Genomic DNA, 16,636 nt, shown 5'->3' on the forward strand with positions numbered 1-16,636 from the left:
ATGAGCCACCATCGCGATACCCAGCTGATCCACGCCGGCACGCCGCCGTTTACCGACGGGCACGGCCCGGTCAACGTGCCGGTGGTGCGCACCAGCACCGTGCGTTTCGAGAGCACCGCCGCCTACGACGACATCCGCGCCCGCCACGCGCGCGGCGAGCGCGTCAGTTCCTACGGGCGCCAGGGCATGGACACGCACCGCGCGCTGGAGGATGCGCTGGCCGCGCTCGAAGGCGGCAGCCGCGCCTTCCTGGCGCCCTCGGGGCTGGCGGCGATCTCGCTGGTGTTCGTGGCGCTGCTGTCGCCGGGCGATCACGCGCTGGTGGCCGACAGCGTCTACGCGCCGGTGCGCCGGCTGGACCAGTCGCTGCTGCGCCGGCTCGGCATCGAGCTGACCTATTTCTCGCCGTCGCGGGATGACCTGGAGACGCTGATCCGCCCCAATACGCGGCTGCTGTACCTGGAGTCGCCCAGCTCGCTGCTGTACGAAGTGCTGGACCTGCCGCGCCTGTCGCAGATCGCGCACCGGCATGGCGTGACCGTGGCCACCGACAACACCTGGGCTTCGGGCCACCTGCTGCAGCCGCTCGCGCTGGGCGTGGACGTCTCGGTGCTGGCCTCGACCAAGTACGTCAGCGGCCATTCGGACCTGATGCAGGGCGCGGTGGTGGTCAAGGACGAAGCGCTGGCGCGCCGCATCGCCGAGACCTACGACAGTTTCGGCCTGGCCATCAGCGCGGACGATGCCTACCTCGCGCTGCGCGGCATCCGCACGCTGGCGGTGCGGCTGGCCCAGCACCAGCGCAACGCGCTGGCGGTGGCGCAGTTCCTGGAAGGGCACGAGGCCGTGGGCCGCGTGTTCCATCCCGCGCTGCCGTCCGACCCGGGCCACGCGCTGTGGCGGCGCGATTTCTCGGGCGCCAACGGGCTGGTGTCGTTCACGCTGCCGGGCGCCGACGCGGCGGCGGCGAACGCGCTGGTCGACGCGCTGGCGCTGTTCGGGCTCGGCGCTTCCTGGGGCGGTTATGAAAGCCTGGCGCAGGTGGCGGCGCGGGAACGGCTGGCCGAGCATTCCTACTGGCGCGGCAGCGAGCCGGTGATCCGGCTGCACGTGGGGCTGGAGGCGGCGGCGGACCTGATCGCGGATCTGGAGCAGGGACTGGCGGCGACGCAGCGCCAGGCGGCGCGGCCGCGCGCGGCAGCCTGAGGCCGCGGGAAAAGAGGAGGCGGGGGCCGGCTCGCGGCTGTCATCCGCCTCCAAAGAAGCCGGCGTCATCGTGCGCCGGCTTCCAGTACGCGGTCGCGGGCCGCGGCTGTCAGATCGCCCATCCGCCCGCGTAGAACACCGCCAGCGCCAGCGCGATGCCCACCGTGCCCACGTTGAGCTTGCGGAATTCGCCGGCCACCACGCGGCCGATCACCAGCGTGCAGAAGCCCAGCATGATGCCGGTGACGATATTGCAGGTCAGCACGATGAACACCGCGCACACCAGGCCGGCCATCGCGTCGACCAGATCGTCCATATGCAGCTTGCCGACGCTGCCGAGCATCAGCAGGCCGACATACATCAGCGCGGGCGCGGTGGCGTAGGACGGCACCAGCGCGGCCAGCGGCGAGAAGAAGATCACCGCCAGGAACAGCAGGCCCACCACCACCGCGGCGAGGCCCGTCTTGGCGCCGGCGGCCACCCCCACGCTCGATTCGATGTAGGCCGCGGCCGGCGCGCCACCGAAGCACGCCGAGAAGATCGAGCTGAGCGAATCGGCGGTCAGCGCGCGGCCGCCGTTGGGGATCCGGCCCTTCTCGTCGAGCTGGCCGGCCTGCCCGGCCACGGCGCGGATGGTGCCGGTGGCGTCGAACACGGCGGTCATCACCAGCGCCAGCACGCTCGGCAGCACCGCCAGCGAGAGCGCGCCCTTGATGTCCATCGCGCCGATCAGCGAGGCGTGCCCCGGCGCGCTCAGCGCGGGCAGCGCGAACACGCCGCCGAACCTGACCGCGGGGTCGAAGGCCAGCCCCAGCGCCGAGATGGCGACGATCACCAGCAGGATGCCGCCCGGCACGCGGCGCCGCTCCAGCCCGAAGATGGCGGCCAGCCCGACGATCGACATCACCACCGGGAAGGCCGTGATCTTGCCCAGCGAGACCGGCAGGCCGGCGCCGGCGTTCTTCACCACCAGGCCCACGTCGCTGGAGGCGATCAGCAGCAGGAACAGGCCGATGCCGATGCCGGTGCCGTGCGCCACGCCGGCCGGCAGGTTGCGCAGGATCCACGCGCGCACGCCGGTGACGGAAATCGCGGTGAACACCACGCCCATCAGGAAGATCGCGCCGAGCGCCACCGCCGGCGACAGGCCCTGGCCCAGCACCAGCCCGAACGCGGTGAACGCGGTCAGCGAGATGGCGCAGCCGATGGCGATCGGCAGCCGCGCCCACATGCCCATCAGCAGCGAGCCGAAGGCCGCGGTCAGGCAGGTCGCGACGAACACCGCGCTGGTGTCGAAGCCCGCCTTGCCGAGCATGCCCGGCACCACGAAGACCGAGTAGACCATCGCCATGAACGTGGTCACGCCGGCCACGGCCTCGCGGCGGCCGGTGCTGCCGCGCGCGCTGATCTGGAAATACTTGTCGAGGAATCCGTTGACCTCGATGGCTTCGATCGCATCGACGGCCTTGGCCTCGACGGCATCGGTGCCGGGGAAGGGCTGCTCAAGCATGGCGGAGTGTCTCCTTTGTGGTGCGCCGGGGCGGTGGCGTCGCCACTCGCATCCGGGCTGTCTCGCTTTGTTTTCGTCGTCGCCGGGCGGGTGCGGCGGCACAGGCCGGTTGCCTGTGCCGCGCGCTGCACTGCATGCCGCGGTGCGCGGGTGCCGGCCACGTGGACGCCACTCCGTGCTGGCGGCCGTGGTCCGGCATGGCGAAGACTAAGGGAGACGCGGCGATTCTCCATACGCGGCGGCGCATGGCGGGCATTGCGGCTTTTGTATGAGGGAAAGGGCGCAGGTCGGCGCACGAGGCTGGCATGCGCTTCGGGTAGCGCCGCCCCGGTCCAGATGCCGATGGTTGTCTCCGCTCGCCCACTTCGCGGGAGAGCGGAGACAACAGCCGGTGATGCCGCCGTCGTCAGTGGTCAGTCGTCGCGCGCCGCCGCGAATTCCGCCAGCAACGGCTCGCGATGCTGATCGAGCCGCGGCGCGGCGGTGAAGCCCGCGGGCGGGCGGCCCGCGGCATTGCGGTTCATCTTGCTCCTTGGAAGAACGCGGGAAGTCAGTCGATGCGGGCGCCGCTGCTGAGCGTGAGCTCGGTCACGGTCTTGCCTTCGCGCAGCGCGAACTGCCTGAACTCGGCCGGCGAGGCCGACGGCGAGACCTCCTCGCCGCGGCTGGCCAGCCGCGCGCGCAGATCGGGCCTGGCGAGCGCCCTGGCCGAGGCCGCGAACAGCTTGTCGATCACCGCGGGCGGGGTCTGCGCGGGCGCGAACAGGCCGTACCAGTTGGTTATGTCATAGCCCTTGATGCCGGCCTCGGCGATGGTCGGGTAGTTGGGCAGCACCGGCGAGCGCGTGGCCGAGGTCACGGCGATGCCGACCACCTTGCCGGTGTCGATCACCGCCTGCACCGAGGCCGGCGTGGCGAAGGTAAGCTGCGCGTCGCCGGCGGCGACCGCCTGCGCGGACGGCGCGCCGCCCTTGTACGGCACGTGGGTGAGCCGCACGTCGGCCAGCTTGGCGAACTGCACGCCGGCCAGGTGCGTGATGACGCCGTTGCCGGACGACGAATAGTTGAGCGAGCCGGGCTGCTGGCGCGCCCTGGCCACGAGGTCCGCCACGCTGTTGATGCCCGCCGCCTTGTTGGCCGCCAGCAGCAGCGGCGACACCGTCAGCCGCGTGATGGGAGCGAAGTCCGCCGGCTCGTAGTGGATGTTCTTGTACAGCACCTTGTCGCCGCCTATCACGCTGGCCGTGGCGATGTACAGCGTGTAGCCGTCGGGCGGCGCCTTGGCCACGGTTTCGGCGGCGATGGTGGTGCCGGCGCCCGGCTTGTTGTCGATGATGACCGGCTGGCCCAGCTCCTTGGACAGCGCGTCGCCGTACAGCCGCGCCACGTTGTCGGCGCCGCCGCCGGCGGGAAAGCCGATCACGAGGCGCACCGGCCTGGACGGGAACGAGTCCGAGGCCAGCGCCGGGCCGGCCAGCGCGCAGGCCATCGTCATGAACAGCAAGATCGGGTGCCGCTTGGTCATGCTTGTCTCCTTTCTCGGTTTGTCCGCGTTTTCTTCGCGGTTTTTTGGGCTGCGCGCGCCTAGCCGCCGGCGAACGTCGGCGGCCGCTTCCCGCGCCACGCGGTGGCGCTGCGCGCGATCCGGTTCGGGGCCTGCTCCATGCCGTCGACGGCATTGATATGCTCGCGCAGTACCTCGAGGTCGCGCGGGCTGAGGCGGCTGGTCATCTGGGGGCGGCTCAACGTGATGATTGCTGCGCGTTCTTCGACGCGAAGCCGTGGCTCGCCGTGGTTTTGCATATAAGATTGATGTATAGATATATTTAAGACGATTCTAGATATGCCAAAAGAGCAGTCAAATCGAGGTTTACCCGGTCAGTCGCTCCAGGACCGCGTGCGCGAGGCCATCGAGGCGGACATCCACGCGGGCAAGCTCAAGCCGGGCTCGCAGCTCGACGAGCGCGCGCTGGCCGAGCGCTTCGACAGCTCGCGCACGCCGGTGCGGGAGGCGCTGCTGATGCTGGCGGCGCAGGGGCTGGTGACGATCGCGCCGCGCGCCGGGATCTTCGTGCACAAGCCGACGGTGGCCGAGCTGGTGGCGATGTTCGAGACGCTGGCCGAGATGGAGGGCGTGGTGGCGCGGCTGGCCACGCAGCGCATCACCGAGGCGGGCCGGACCGCGCTGGCGGCGGCCTTCGAGCAGGGGCGCGCCTACGTCGAGGCGGCCGACACGCCCGGCTACGTGGAGGCCAACCGCGCCTTCCACGACGTGCTGTACCACGCCGGCGCCAATCCCTACCTCGCCGAGCAGATCCGCATGCTGCGCCGGCGCCTGGCGATCTACTGGCGCCAGCGCGGGCTCATCAACGCGGCGCGCGTGCCCAGCTCGTTCCGCGAGCACGGCGCGATCGTGGCGGCGGTGCTGGCCGGCGACGCGGATGCCGCGGCGGCGGCCATGCGCGCGCATGTCTCCGCGGGCGGCAAGGCCATCGCGGACCTCGTGCTGCTGGCGCGGGACGCCTACGACGAGCCTGCGGCGCCATGACGTGGCGCCATGACGTGACGCCACAACGCGGCGCCACAAAACGCGCGGCGCCCGCAACTGGTAGCATCGCAGGCAGCTTGCCGGGCGGCCCCTGCGCCGCCCGGCATGGTCTTCAACGCAGTCTTTCCCGGGTGTCCCGCTCCGTGTCCCACGACTTCTACTTCTACGAACCCGCGCGCGGCCACGGCCTGCCGCACGATCCCTTCAACGCCATCGTCGGGCCGCGCCCGATCGGCTGGATCTCCTCGCGCGCCGCCGACGGCATCGCCAATCTCGCGCCGTACAGCTTCTTCAACGCCTTCAACTACACGCCGCCGATCGTCGGGTTCTCGAGCGTGGGCTACAAGGACAGCGTGCGCAACATCGAGCAGACCGGCGAGTTCTGCTGGAACCTCGCCACGCGCGCGCTGGCCGAGCAGATGAACGCCAGTTGCGCGGCGGTGCCGCCCGAGGTGGACGAATTCGCGCTGGCCGGCCTGACGCCGGCGGCCTCGCGCATGGTGGCGGTGCCGCGCGTGGCGGAAAGCCCGGTCTCGTTCGAGTGCAAGCTCACGCAGCTGATCCAGCTCCAGGGCGCGGACGGCCACAAGGTGCCCACATGGCTGGTGCTGGGCGAGGTGGTCGGCGTGCACGTGGAGAAGTCGCTGTTCAAGGACGGCATCTATGACACGGCCGCCGCCCGGCCGATCCTGCGCGGCGGCGGTCCGGCGGACTACTTCGAGATCGTGCCCGAGATGCTGTTCCGCATGCGGCGCCCGGGCTGAGCGCGGGGTGTGGGCGGGGTGCGGGCGGCGGCCCGCGGGCCGTCCGCCGTGGGGTTTTCGAATTTCTCCTTGACATACAGATCTGTCTACTCAAACAATGTGTAGACAGACCTGTATCATCTCTTCACCCCCAACCGCGCCCCAGCCGCACCCTAGCCAGGAGAACACCCATGTCCCAAGCCGAATCCCGTCCGCCGTTTCCCCCGTTCACCCGCGAGACCGCCATCCAGAAGGTGCGCGGCGCCGAAGACGGCTGGAACAGCCGCGACCCCGAGCGCGTGTCGCTGGCCTACACCGTCGACAGCGCATGGCGCAACCGCGCCGAGTTCGTCAACGGCCGCGAAGCCATCGTCGGCCTGCTGACGCGCAAGTGGCAGAAGGAGCTCGACTACCGCCTGATCAAGGAACTGTGGGCCTTCGACGGCAACCGCATCGCCGTGCGCTTTGCCTACGAATGGCATGACGATTCCGGCAACTGGTACCGCTCCTACGGCAACGAGAACTGGGAGTTCAACGAGGCCGGCCTGATGCAGCGCCGCTTCGCCTGCATCAACGACGCGCCGATCAAGGAATCCGACCGCAAGTTCTTCTGGCCGCTGGGCCGCCGCCCGGACGACCATCCCGGCCTGAGCGACCTCGGGTTGTAAGCGCGCCGTCTTGTTCTTGCGGGAACGCCGCCGTCCCGATCGGGGCGGCGGCGTTTTCGCTTCTGCTTTTCCCTTCCCCTCATTCCCGCTCGGCATTCTCCCGCCGGCGCGCCGCGACTTGTTCCGCCATGTATCAAGTCATGTACCGGGCCGCCCGTTTATCCCGCCGCGGCGCCTGCCTATAGTTCGACTCAAGGTTTCTGGCATTTTCCGACAAGCAGCCGACACCGAGATCCGCGATGAATCGCCCGACTGAATCGATCGATTAACGGCGCGATTTTCCAACCGTCAAACCATTTGGAGTCTGCAATGAGCAACCATCCCAAGACCGTCGTCATCACCGGCGCTTCCAGCGGCATCGGCTTCGCCCTGGCCGAGGCCTATCTCGCGCGTGGCGACAACGTGGTGGGCAACGCCCGCACGCAGCAACGGCTGGACGCCGCCGCCGCGCGCCTGGGCCATCCCGACAACTTCCTGCCGGTGGCCGGCGACATCGCGCTGCCCGCCACCGCGCGCGCCATCTTCGAGCGCGCCAGCGCGCGCTTCGGCAAGGTCGACGTGCTGGTCAATAATGCCGGCATCTTTATCGCCAAGCCGGTCGGCGAATATACCGAGGAGGACGTCGAGAATATCGTCAATACCAACCTCAAGGGATTTTTTTATATTACCCAGCAGGCCGCCGCGCATATGAGAGCGAATCGCGCGGGACATATCGTCAGCATTACCGCCAGCCTCGCCATGCAGCCGACCGCGCAGGTGCCGGCGCTGCTGCCGGTGCTGATCAAGGGCGGCCTGAACCACGCCACGCGCGGCCTGGCGCTGGAACTGGCGCCGCACGGGGTCAAGGTGTCGGCGGTCGCGCCCGGGATCATCGATACGCCGCTGCACGGCGCCGGCACGCACGACTTCCTCAAGACGCTGTCGCCCAGCGGCGAGATCGGGCAGGTCAGGGACGTGGTGGACGCGGTGCTGTACCTGACCGGCGCGGCGTTCACCAGCGGCGTGGTGCTGCCGGTGGACGGCGGCGCGACGGCGGGCCGCTGGTAAGCAGGCCATGCGGGGCGGCGGCATGCCGTTGCCGCCCGGCATGCGGGCAACATGACGGAGACGATCATGTCAGTGGAACAACGCATCGCGGCGCTCGGGCTGACGCTGCCGGCGCCGCCGCAGCCGCTGGGCAGCTATACGGCGGCGAGCGAGGCCGGCGACCTGCTGTTCATCTCGGGGCAACTGCCGCTGCGCGACGGCAAGCTCCTGTACCGGGGCCAGGTCGGCGCCGGGCTGACGCCGGAAGACGGGCGCCAGGCGGCGCAACTGGCCGCGCTCAACGTGCTGGCGCAGATCCGCGCGCACCTGGGCGGCTTCGACCGGCTGGCGCGCATCGTCCGCGTGGAGGGGCACGTCAGCAGCGCGCAGGGCTTCTTCGGCCAGCCGGCCGTGCTCGACGGCGCCTCCGACCTGTTCGCCGCGGTGCTGGGCGACAAGGCCGGACACGCGCGCGCCGCGTTCTCGCAGACGCAGCTGCCGGCCGATGCCGCGGTGATCCTGGTGGTGATCGCGCAGGTCACGCCGATCGCGCCGACGGCGCCCGCGCCGCGCGTGTCCCCGGCCTGAGCTAGCCGGCGAACTTGTCGACCAGGAAATCGACGAAGGCCCGCACGCGCGACGACATATGCCGCGCATGCGGATAAAGCAGCACGAAGGGCCGGCTGGCGCCGCCGAATTGCGGCAGCAGTTCCACCAGCCGGCCATCGCGCAGGTCCTGCTCCGCCACGAAGCGGTAGGTCTGGAACAGGCCCGCGCCGCTGCGCGCCAGCGTGACGCCGCCGAGCACGTCGTCCGAGCAGCCGTAGCCGCCGCGCGTGGTCACCTCGGCCAGCTCGCCGTCCTCCATGAACAGCCACGGAATGCGCCGGCCGCTGCTGGGCAGCTCGAACTGGATGCAGTCGTGCGCCTGCAGCGCGTCCAGCGTGCCGGGCACGCCGGCGCGCGCGAGGTAGGACGGCGCCGCCACCAGCACCAGCTCGGCGTCCTCCAGCTTGCGCGCGATGAGATTGGAGTCGTCCGGCGCGCGGCCTCGCACCGCGAGGTCGAAGCCGTCGTCGGCGAAATCCACGTTGCTGTTGCTGATGTGGGTCTCGATCTCCACCTGCGGGTAGCGCGCCCGGAACTCGGGCAGCACCGGCAGCACGCGGTAATGCGCGTAGGGCGTGGGCAGGCTGATGCGCAGCAGGCCGGCCGGGCTGGCGTGCTGGCCGGTGGCCTCGCGCTCGGCATCCACCAGTTGCGACAGCGCGCGCCGGGCCCGCTCGAAATACGCGCGGCCTTCGTCGGTCAGGCGGATCTGCCGCGTGGTGCGCACGAACAGCCGCACGCCGAGCCGCTCTTCCAGCCGCGACACCGAGCGGCTCACCGCCGCCGGCGTGACGCTGGCCGCCACCGCCGCGGCGGTGAAGCCGCCCAGTTCCGCCGCCAGGCAGAACAGCTCGATGCTGCCAAGCTGGAGGTCGTCGAACTGGCGCTTCATCGGTGTGTCATCCGCGTTCCCGTTCGGGTTCTGGCCTGATTCAGGCAGCGGCGCCGGCGGCGTGGGCGAGGTCCGCCACCGCCTGCGCGAGCTCCGCGCGCAACTGCGCCACCAGCTCCGCCGCCGGCAGGCTGCGCGAGAGTTGCGCGGCCTGGCCGGCCCACTGCGCGGCGAAGCCGGCGCTGCCCCGTGCCTTGGCCGCGGCGTGCAGTGCCTTGCCGGCGTCGTAGGTGATGGGGTAGTCGGGGATCGGCGGGCAGTCCGGCGCCTCGCCCAGCTCGGTCAGCCGGTTGACGATGCCGCGTGCGGTGCGCCCGGACACCGAGCGCGTCAGCGTGGTGCGGACCGGCTGGCCGGCGAGCAGGGCGGCGCGGTAGGCGGCGTCGGCCGCGCTTTCCGGGCACGGCACGAAGGCGGTGCCGAGCTGCGCGGCCTGCGCGCCCAGCGCCAGCGCGGCGGCGATGCCGGCGCCGTCCATGATGCCGCCGGCCGCCACCACGGGCAGCGTGGTGTTGCGCACCAGCAGGCGCACCAGCGCCAGCGTGCCGAGCCGCTCGTCGCGCGCGGCCGGCTCGAAGATGCCGCGATGGCCGCCCGCTTCCACGCCCTGCGCCACGATGGCGTGCACGCCGGCGTCGGCCACCTGGCGGGCCTCTTCCACGCTGGTGGCGGTGGCCATCAGGTAGATGCCGGCCTCGCGCAGCGCGGCGATCCACGGCTGCGGCGGCAGGCCGAAATGAAAGCTCGCCACCGCCGGGCGCTCCTCGAGCAGCATCGCGAACATGGCTTCGTCGGCCACGAAGCTCTGGTAGATCTCGCGCAGCGCGGCCGGCGGCGTGGCGCCGAACTCGGCGAAGCTCGGCGCGAGATAGGCCAGCCAGCGCGCCTCCCGCGCGGCGTCCGCCACCGCGGGCGCGTGGCAGAACAGGTTGACGTTGAACGGCTTGCCGGTCAGGGCGCGGGTGTCGCGGATCATCTTGCGGGCGCCTTCGGCGTCCGTGGCGCCGACGCCGAGCGAGCCCAGCCCGCCGGCATTCGAGACGGCCGCGGCCAGCGCCGGCGTGCCGATGCCGGCCATCGGCGCCTGGATGAGCGGCACGGCAAGGCCGAGCCGGGACAGCAGCGCGCGCGGCGGGGTGGCGGAATTGGGGGTGTTCATTGCGTGACTCCTTCGGAAGAGGGGCGCTTGCCGGCTCCCGGCGCGCGCACGAAGATGACGGCGGCGGCCGCCAGCAGCGCCGCGGCGGCGGCGGCCAGCGGCCCGTTGAAGCTGTGGCTGCGGGCCATCAGCGCGCCCGCTGCCAGCGGCCCGGCGATCTGGCCGACGCCGTAGGCCGAGGTCATGGCGGCCAGCAGGTTGAATGGCACCGCGTGGGCCACGCGCCTGGCCGCCGGCATGGCGATGGTCACGGTGCCCACGAAGGTGCCGCCGACCAGCAGCGCGCTGGCCAGGTAGGACCACGCGGCATGGCTGAGCGCGGGCAGGATTACGCCCGCGGCCTGCACCAGCAGGTTGAGCGCGAGCGCGCGCCGCGTGCCGAGGCGCCCATGCAGGGCGTGCCACAGGTAGCACGACGGCGCCGCGCCCAGGCCGAACACGGCCCACACGTGGATCGGGTCGACCTGGCCGAGCGCGTCGCGCACGAACAGCGGCAGGTAGGTGGCGGTCACGATGTAACCGAAGCCGGCCAGGCCATAGCTGGCGATCAGCGGCCACGGTCCCGGGACGTTGGCCGCATCGGCGGCATCGGCCGCGCCGACGGCGGCCACGGCCGCGCCGGCCGGATGCGGCGGCAGCGCGCGCCCGCCGAGCAGGCGCCATGCCGGCAGCGACAGCGCCAGCGCGCCGGCGGCCAGCGCGGCCCACAGCGCGGGACTGCGCCAGCCGGCGAGGTTGCCGGCGGCGATGGCCTCGGCCGACAGCAGGATGCCGCTGCCCACGCCCGCGAACAGCAGCGGCGCGCCGTGCGGCTGGCCCACGAGCTGGAACAGCCACACCGAGGCGGCCACCAGCGCCAGCGCGCTGAAAAAGCCGGCCACGAAGCGCGTGCCGGCAACGAACCACGGCGCCGCCGGCAGCGCCAGTACGAGCAGGCACAGCACGGTGCCGGCCAGCGCGATGCGGCACAGCCGCGGCGTGGCGCGCGGCGACAGGCGCGTCACCGCGAGCGCGCCGGCCAGGTAGCCCGCGTAGTTGGCGGACGCGGCCAGCGAGCCGGCGCCGACGCTCAGCAGCCCGTCGCGCACCATCAGCGGATACATGCCGGTGAAGGCGAAGCGGCCGAAGCCCATGCCGACCGCCAGCACCAGGGAGGCAGCCAACGCCGGCAGCCAGGGCGCGCCGGCGCGCTCGGCGCCGCGCTCGCTGCCGCTCTCGATGTCGCCGGCGGGCCGGGCGGCGCAGGCAGGTCGGGCTTCAGCCATGTTGCAGCTCCTGCAGGAAGGCCTGGTATGCCGCGGTCGTGAAACCCTGGCGGCGCACCAGGAAGGTATGCGCGGTGCGCACCGGCACGGTCTGCAGGCCCGCCGCGTCCGGGTGCAGCGCGAGCAGCGAGCGGGGCACGACGGCGACCGCCGAGCCGGCCGTCACGCAGGCCAGGATTGCATGGTAGGACGCCAGCTCCAGCATGTTGAGCGCCGGGCGCGGGCCCGCGCCGCCGGCGAGCCAGTTCTCGGCGCACAGGCGGTAGGTGCAGCCGCGCGAGAAGGTGGCCAGGCTGCGCAGCACGAGGTCCTGCGGCGCGCGCACCGGCGGGTGGCTGGGCGGCAGCACCAGCAGCAGTTCCTCGGAGAACAGGAAGCTGCCTTCCAGCCCGGGGCCGAGCTCGTCCATGTCCAGCGTGTCCGGCGCGCCTTCGCCGGGATGCGCCACCACCGCGCAGTCGATGCGGTGCGCCAGCAGCGCGTCCACCAGCGCCTGCGTGGTGCCGGTCTGGATCTCGATCTGCACCTGCGGCCACTTGCCGTGGTAGCGCGCCAGCGGGCGCGGCAGCCGCGCCGCGGCCGAGCTTTCCATGCTGCCCACGCGCAGCCGGCCGGAGGGCTCGCCGGCGCGCATCGACTGGCGGGCTTCCTCGGCCAGCGCCAGCAGTTGCTCGGCGTAGCCCAGGAAGCGCTGGCCTTCGGGCGTGAGCGTCATGCGCTTGCTGTCGCGCAGGAACAGCGCCACGCCAAGCTCTTCCTCGAGCTGCTTGACGCGCGTGGTGACGTTGGACTGCACGCGGTCCAGCGCCCGGGCGGCGCGCGTCACGCTTTCCTCGCGCGCCACCGTCCTGAAGATTTCCAGCTCGGCCAGATCCACGGCGGGTTCCTCGATATGGGATTGAAGTGTGTTCTTTAAAAAAGAACAAATTTCAGTTAACTATCATTTATTGGGATGGTTAAGTCAAGAAGACCTTGCCGCGCGCAGGGTTTGCGCGCGCCGGGGTGACTTGCAAGGCGGGAGGGGAAGGGTAAGGAGAAGGGCAGCGCGTTCAGCGCCGGCGCGCGGGCGGCCTCGCGGCTGGCCGGGCTGGCCGGTAGCGCTCGCGCAGCGTTTCCAGCAGCAGCGGCAGGGCCGGCGCCGGATTGCCGGGCGCGTGGACCACGGCCACGCCGATCCGCAGCACGGCGGCTTCCTTGAGCGGCTTGTAGACCACGCCCGCGCGCGCCATCGCCTGCAGCGAGGCCGGCACCAGCGCCACGCCCTGGCCGTCGGCGATGAGGCCGAGCAGCACGTGGTGGTCGGCCGGCTCGGGCACGCGCGGCGGCGAGAAGCCCAGCGTGCGGAACAGCGCTTCGTAGTGGTCGAAGTAGGCGGGGTTGAGGCGCCGCTGGAACCAGAACAGCGGATCGGCCTGCAGCTCCAGGATGGAGAGGCGCTTGCGCCGGGCCAGCCGGTGCGTGGCCGGCAGCGCGGCGACCAGCGGATCGTCGAACAGGTGCTCGACGTGCAGCTCGCCGGTGCCGGACGGCAGGCCGATCAGCGCGGCGTCGAGCGCGCCGCGCCGCAGGTCGGCGATCGACTGCTGCGAGATCTGCCGTTTCTGCAGCAGCCGCACGTCCGGCGCGCGCGCCTGCAGGGCCGGCGCCAGCCATGTGAACAGCGCGGCGTCGACCACCGTGGTGATGCCCAGGCGCAGCCCGGCGTTGCGCCGCGCGCGCTTGCGCGCGCGGGCGAGCATGGCGTCGGCGCCGGCCAGCAGCGCGCGCGCCTCGGGCAGCAACTGGCTGCCGGCGGGCGTGAGCGCCACGCCATTGCGGTCGCGCTCGAACAGGCGCGCGCCGACGGTTTCCTCGAGCGCCTGGATCTGCCGGGTCAGCGGCGGCTGGGTGATCGACAGGCGCTCCGCCGCGCGGCGAAAGCTCAGTTCGTCGGCCACGGCCACGAAGTATTCGAGTTGCCAGAGTTCCAGGCGGGGCTGCATGCGGGGTGCGCTCGGACGGGTTGCTGATACGTGCAAGGTATCACGCCGAAGGCATTGGCGGCGCGCGCACGCGCTGGCTAAGCTTGCTTCACCGTTTGCTTCACCTCTTCACCTCTTCACATCTCCAACTCGTCACCGAACCAAGGAACACCTTCCCGATGAATCCGCATACTCTTCCGCACACGCTGTCTCTCGGCCGGGCCCGGCTTGCCGCCATCGAAGGCAGCGCCGATGCCTCCATTCTCGACGCGCTCGGCGACATCGCGCCCGATCTGGCCAGCCTCGCCATCGGCTTCGTCTATGGCGAGATCTATCCGCGCGCGGGCCTGTCGCTGCCCGAGCGGCAACTGGTCACGGTGGCCGCGCTCGCCGCGATGGGCGGGCTCGCGCCGCAACTGGAGTTCCACCTGGCCGGCGCGCTGAACGTTGGCTGCCAGCCGGCGGAGCTGGTCGAGGCCATGATCCACCTGGCTGTGTACGCGGGTTTTCCGGCGGCGCTCAACGGCATTGCGGCGGCGCGGGCCGTGTTTGCCCGCGCGGGTGTCGTGGTGGCGGCGGCGGCCGCGCGGCCGGCCGCCGCCGGCTCGCGCTACGAGGCCGGGCTCGCGCGCCTGCGCGAGATCGACGGCGAGGCCGGCGTGCGCGTGATCGCCTCGCTGCAGGACATCGCGCCGGACCTGGGTCGCTTCATCATCGAGTTCGCCTTCGGCGACATCTACGCGCGGCCCGGCCTCGATCTGGCCAGCCGCGAGCTGGTGACGGTGGCCGCGCTGGCGGCGATGGGCTCGGCCACGCCACAACTGAAGGTGCACATGCATGGCCTGCTGAACGTGGGCGGCACGCGGCAGCAGCTCGTGGAGGCCATCATCCAGATCGCGGCCTATGCCGGTTTCCCGCGCGCCATCAATGCGGCGCTGGCGGCCAGGGAGGTGGTGGCCGCGCACTGACGGCAGCGAGGCCGCCTCACGGCGCCACGCCTTGCCTGGCCTCGAGCAGGCCCGCGACCCAGTCGATGAAGACCCGCACCTTGGCGCTCAGGTGGCGGTTGCGCGGGTACAGGGCCAGCATCGGCAGCGTGCCGGCATTCCAGTCCGGCAGCACCGGCACCAGCCGGCCGCTGGCGAGGTGCGCGCGCACGACGCCGTTGAGCGGGCTTTGCATCAGGCCCATGCCGGCCACGGCGGCGGCGATGCAGGTGTCGGCATCGTTGGCCGCGACCCAGTGCGGGCGGCTGATTTCATGCGCCTCGTCGCCGCGCCGGAAATCGAACGGGAACACGCGCCCGGTCTTGGCCGAGAAGAAGTTCACGAAGCGGTGCCGGTCGAGGTCGGCCAGCGTGGCGGGCATGCCGTGGCGCTGCAGGTAGGCCGGCGCGGCGCAGGTTGCCACTTCCAGCTCGCCGAGCCGCCGCGCGGCCAGGCTCTCGTCGTGCACGAGGCCGCCGCGAATCACGCAGTCCACGCCTTCGGCGATCAGGTCCACCGGGCGGTCCGAACTGCCCAGTTCCATCATCACCTGCGGATAGCGCGCGAAAAAGTCCGGCAGCGCCGGCGCGATGACATGGCGGCCCAGGGAGGCCGGCACGTCCACGCGCAGCCGGCCGGCTGGCGTGACCACGGCGTGCCCGAGCATGGCCTCCAGCTCGTGCATTTCCTGCAGCATGGTGCGCGCGCGCTGATGGTAGGCCATGCCGTCGTCGGTCAGGCTGAGCCGCCGCGTGGTGCGGTGCAGGAGCCGCACCCCGAGGTGGCTTTCGAGGTCCTGGACGATGGTGGTGACGCGCCCCCGGGGCAGGTGCAGCGCGGTCGCCGCGCGCGAGAAGCTGGCCAGTTCCACCACGCGGACGAAGACCTCCATAGCTTTGAACCGGTCGATGGACATGTCGGGATTGTTCTGAATATAGGGAATAGTGATTTCTTCGTTTCGCAGTTTATACGCATCCGTTAGCACAATAGACTGCCTTCACCGATTCAACGATGCGAAGGAGATTCACATGAGCACGTCTTCCCAGTCTTCCCAATCCCCCGGGGTTCCCCTGGCCGCGCTCGGCGCGCACGGGCCGCAGCAGGTGTCGGCACTGGGCCTGGGCTGCATGGGCATGTCCGATTTCTACGGCGCCAATGACCGCGGCCAGAGCATCGCCACCATCCACGCGGCGCTGGACGCCGGCATCAACCTGCTCGACACCGGCGACTTCTACGGCGCCGGCCACAACGAGATGCTGATCGGCGAGGCGCTCCGGGGCCGCCGCGGGCAGGCGCTGGTGTCCGTCAAGTACGGCTCGCTGCGCGCGCCCGACGGCAACTGGCTGGGCATGGACGGGCGCCCGCAGGCGGTGAAGAACTTCATCACCTACAGCCTGCAGCGGCTCGGCACCGACCACATCGACATCTACCGCATGTCGCGGCACGACCCGGCCGTGCCGGTGGAGGACACCATCGGCGCCGTGGCCGATCTCGTGAAGTCCGGCTACGTGCGCCATATCGGCCTGTCGGAAGTGGGGCCGGAGATCATCGAGCGCGCCCACAAGGTGCATCCGGTCAGCGACCTGCAGATCGAATATTCGCTGCTCAGCCGCGGGCCGGAGGCCGGCATCTTCCCCGTGCTCAGGCGGCTGGGCATCGGCGTGACCGCCTACGGCGTGCTGTCGCGCGGCCTGATCAGCGGCTCGCGCCCGACCGGGCCGCGGGATTTCCGCGCCCACCTGCCGCGCTTCACCGGCGAGAACCTGGGCCGCAACCAGCAGCTCGTGGCCGCCCTCGGGCAGGTGGCGCAGGAACTGGGCGCGACCACGGTGCAGGTGGCGATCGCCTGGGTGCTGGCCAAGGGCCGCGCGCTCGGCGTGCAGATCGTGCCGCTGGTCGGCTCGCGCTCGCTGGCGCAGCTGGAGGGCGCGCTGGGGGCGCTGCGGCTGTCGCTGTCGGCGCAGGACATGGCCCGCATCGAGCAGGCCGTGCCGCGCGAAGCCGTGGCCGGCACGCGCTACGGCGAGGAACAGATGGCGTTTCTCGACAGCGAGCGCTGAGCC

General features: G+C 71.3%; 17 protein-coding genes. 8 read left to right on the forward strand and 9 right to left on the reverse strand.

The genetic code is table 11. The features are described 5' to 3' along the window. Entirely contained in the window at positions 1–1,206 is a 1,206-nt protein-coding gene (gene metC, locus K206_RS0103740) for a cystathionine beta-lyase (protein WP_020201072.1), read from the forward strand. A gap of 109 nt (positions 1,207–1,315) precedes the next feature. Here metC and K206_RS0103745 read toward each other — a convergent pair whose 3' ends face one another. The 3 genes from K206_RS0103745 to K206_RS42605 all read right to left on the reverse strand — a co-directional run bounded on the left by K206_RS0103745 (position 1,316) and on the right by K206_RS42605 (position 4,519). Then, positions 1,316–2,716, reverse strand: a complete 1,401-nt coding sequence (locus K206_RS0103745; protein ID WP_020201073.1) for an NCS2 family permease — start codon at positions 2,714–2,716, stop codon at positions 1,316–1,318. 550 nt (positions 2,717–3,266) lie between these two features. After that, complete coding sequence (locus tag K206_RS0103755) at positions 3,267–4,241, reverse strand: tripartite tricarboxylate transporter substrate binding protein (protein ID WP_020201075.1); 975 nt, start codon at positions 4,239–4,241, stop codon at positions 3,267–3,269. Between the two features lie 59 nt (positions 4,242–4,300). Further along, positions 4,301–4,519: a hypothetical protein gene (locus tag K206_RS42605; protein WP_155887937.1), complete on the reverse strand. Its 219-nt coding sequence runs from the start codon at positions 4,517–4,519 to the stop codon at positions 4,301–4,303. Positions 4,520–4,559: 40 nt separating this feature from the next. Here K206_RS42605 and K206_RS37435 point away from each other — a divergent pair, with 40 nt between their 5' ends. From K206_RS37435 to K206_RS37440, 5 genes are all read left to right on the forward strand, one after another. Further along, positions 4,560–5,264, forward strand: coding sequence for a GntR family transcriptional regulator (locus tag K206_RS37435; RefSeq protein WP_052165779.1), 705 nt, complete (start codon positions 4,560–4,562; stop codon positions 5,262–5,264). Positions 5,265–5,407: 143 nt separating this feature from the next. Beyond that, positions 5,408–6,028 carry a flavin reductase family protein gene (locus K206_RS0103770; protein ID WP_029043201.1) on the forward strand — a complete coding sequence of 207 codons (621 nt, stop codon included), beginning with the start codon at positions 5,408–5,410 and terminating at the stop codon, positions 6,026–6,028. A 170-nt stretch (positions 6,029–6,198) separates the two neighbouring features. Beyond that, a complete protein-coding gene (locus K206_RS0103775) occupies positions 6,199–6,675 on the forward strand; it encodes a nuclear transport factor 2 family protein (RefSeq protein ID WP_020201079.1) in 477 nt (158 codons plus the stop codon). Between the two features lie 309 nt (positions 6,676–6,984). Continuing rightward, positions 6,985–7,722 carry an SDR family NAD(P)-dependent oxidoreductase gene (locus K206_RS0103780; RefSeq protein WP_020201080.1) on the forward strand — a complete coding sequence of 246 codons (738 nt, stop codon included), beginning with the start codon at positions 6,985–6,987 and terminating at the stop codon, positions 7,720–7,722. Between the two features lie 66 nt (positions 7,723–7,788). Continuing rightward, on the forward strand, positions 7,789–8,289 hold the full coding sequence (locus K206_RS37440; protein ID WP_052165780.1) for a RidA family protein: 501 nt from the start codon (positions 7,789–7,791) through the stop codon (positions 8,287–8,289). A 1-nt stretch (position 8,290) separates the two neighbouring features. Here K206_RS37440 and K206_RS0103790 read toward each other — a convergent pair whose 3' ends face one another. The 5 genes from K206_RS0103790 to K206_RS0103810 form a co-directional block, all read right to left on the reverse strand. Then, positions 8,291–9,202: a LysR family transcriptional regulator gene (locus tag K206_RS0103790; protein ID WP_020201082.1), complete on the reverse strand. Its 912-nt coding sequence runs from the start codon at positions 9,200–9,202 to the stop codon at positions 8,291–8,293. A 40-nt stretch (positions 9,203–9,242) separates the two neighbouring features. Continuing rightward, positions 9,243–10,361, reverse strand: a complete 1,119-nt coding sequence (locus K206_RS0103795) for a nitronate monooxygenase family protein (protein WP_020201083.1) — start codon at positions 10,359–10,361, stop codon at positions 9,243–9,245. After that, on the reverse strand, positions 10,358–11,626 hold the full coding sequence (locus K206_RS0103800) for a YbfB/YjiJ family MFS transporter (protein ID WP_020201084.1): 1,269 nt from the start codon (positions 11,624–11,626) through the stop codon (positions 10,358–10,360). The genes K206_RS0103795 and K206_RS0103800 overlap by 4 nt, the downstream gene beginning before the upstream one ends. Further along, the gene (locus K206_RS0103805; RefSeq protein ID WP_020201085.1) at positions 11,619–12,503 is read right to left on the reverse strand and encodes a LysR family transcriptional regulator; all 885 of its coding nucleotides are present in this window, start codon (positions 12,501–12,503) and stop codon (positions 11,619–11,621) included. The genes K206_RS0103800 and K206_RS0103805 overlap by 8 nt, the downstream gene beginning before the upstream one ends. Positions 12,504–12,675: 172 nt before the next feature. Then, the gene (locus K206_RS0103810; protein WP_020201086.1) at positions 12,676–13,608 is read right to left on the reverse strand and encodes a LysR family transcriptional regulator; all 933 of its coding nucleotides are present in this window, start codon (positions 13,606–13,608) and stop codon (positions 12,676–12,678) included. Between the two features lie 158 nt (positions 13,609–13,766). Between K206_RS0103810 and K206_RS0103815 the strand changes: the two genes are divergently transcribed. Beyond that, positions 13,767–14,555 carry a carboxymuconolactone decarboxylase family protein gene (locus tag K206_RS0103815; protein ID WP_020201087.1) on the forward strand — a complete coding sequence of 263 codons (789 nt, stop codon included), beginning with the start codon at positions 13,767–13,769 and terminating at the stop codon, positions 14,553–14,555. Between the two features lie 16 nt (positions 14,556–14,571). Here K206_RS0103815 and K206_RS0103820 read toward each other — a convergent pair whose 3' ends face one another. Then, a complete protein-coding gene (locus tag K206_RS0103820) occupies positions 14,572–15,489 on the reverse strand; it encodes a LysR family transcriptional regulator (protein WP_020201088.1) in 918 nt (305 codons plus the stop codon). Between the two features lie 112 nt (positions 15,490–15,601). Here K206_RS0103820 and K206_RS0103825 point away from each other — a divergent pair, with 112 nt between their 5' ends. After that, positions 15,602–16,633 carry an aldo/keto reductase gene (locus K206_RS0103825; protein ID WP_020423657.1) on the forward strand — a complete coding sequence of 344 codons (1,032 nt, stop codon included), beginning with the start codon at positions 15,602–15,604 and terminating at the stop codon, positions 16,631–16,633. Positions 16,634–16,636: the final 3 nt, after the last annotated feature.

The organism is Cupriavidus sp. WS (assembly GCF_000395345.1).
Classification (GTDB): domain Bacteria; phylum Pseudomonadota; class Gammaproteobacteria; order Burkholderiales; family Burkholderiaceae; genus Cupriavidus; species Cupriavidus basilensis_B.

Coding starts and splice junctions, on each gene's coding strand:
- metC (WP_020201072.1), top strand. CDS start 1: ATGAGCCACCATCGCGATACCCAGCTGATCCACGCCGGCACGCCGCCG.
- K206_RS0103745 (WP_020201073.1), bottom strand. CDS start 2,716: ATGCTTGAGCAGCCCTTCCCCGGCACCGATGCCGTCGAGGCCAAGGCC.
- K206_RS0103755 (WP_020201075.1), bottom strand. CDS start 4,241: ATGACCAAGCGGCACCCGATCTTGCTGTTCATGACGATGGCCTGCGCG.
- K206_RS42605 (WP_155887937.1), bottom strand. CDS start 4,519: ATGCAAAACCACGGCGAGCCACGGCTTCGCGTCGAAGAACGCGCAGCA.
- K206_RS37435 (WP_052165779.1), top strand. CDS start 4,560: ATGCCAAAAGAGCAGTCAAATCGAGGTTTACCCGGTCAGTCGCTCCAG.
- K206_RS0103775 (WP_020201079.1), top strand. CDS start 6,199: ATGTCCCAAGCCGAATCCCGTCCGCCGTTTCCCCCGTTCACCCGCGAG.
- K206_RS0103780 (WP_020201080.1), top strand. CDS start 6,985: ATGAGCAACCATCCCAAGACCGTCGTCATCACCGGCGCTTCCAGCGGC.
- K206_RS37440 (WP_052165780.1), top strand. CDS start 7,789: ATGTCAGTGGAACAACGCATCGCGGCGCTCGGGCTGACGCTGCCGGCG.
- K206_RS0103790 (WP_020201082.1), bottom strand. CDS start 9,202: ATGAAGCGCCAGTTCGACGACCTCCAGCTTGGCAGCATCGAGCTGTTC.
- K206_RS0103795 (WP_020201083.1), bottom strand. CDS start 10,361: ATGAACACCCCCAATTCCGCCACCCCGCCGCGCGCGCTGCTGTCCCGG.
- K206_RS0103800 (WP_020201084.1), bottom strand. CDS start 11,626: ATGGCTGAAGCCCGACCTGCCTGCGCCGCCCGGCCCGCCGGCGACATC.
- K206_RS0103810 (WP_020201086.1), bottom strand. CDS start 13,608: ATGCAGCCCCGCCTGGAACTCTGGCAACTCGAATACTTCGTGGCCGTG.
- K206_RS0103815 (WP_020201087.1), top strand. CDS start 13,767: ATGAATCCGCATACTCTTCCGCACACGCTGTCTCTCGGCCGGGCCCGG.
- K206_RS0103820 (WP_020201088.1), bottom strand. CDS start 15,489: ATGTCCATCGACCGGTTCAAAGCTATGGAGGTCTTCGTCCGCGTGGTG.
- K206_RS0103825 (WP_020423657.1), top strand. CDS start 15,602: ATGAGCACGTCTTCCCAGTCTTCCCAATCCCCCGGGGTTCCCCTGGCC.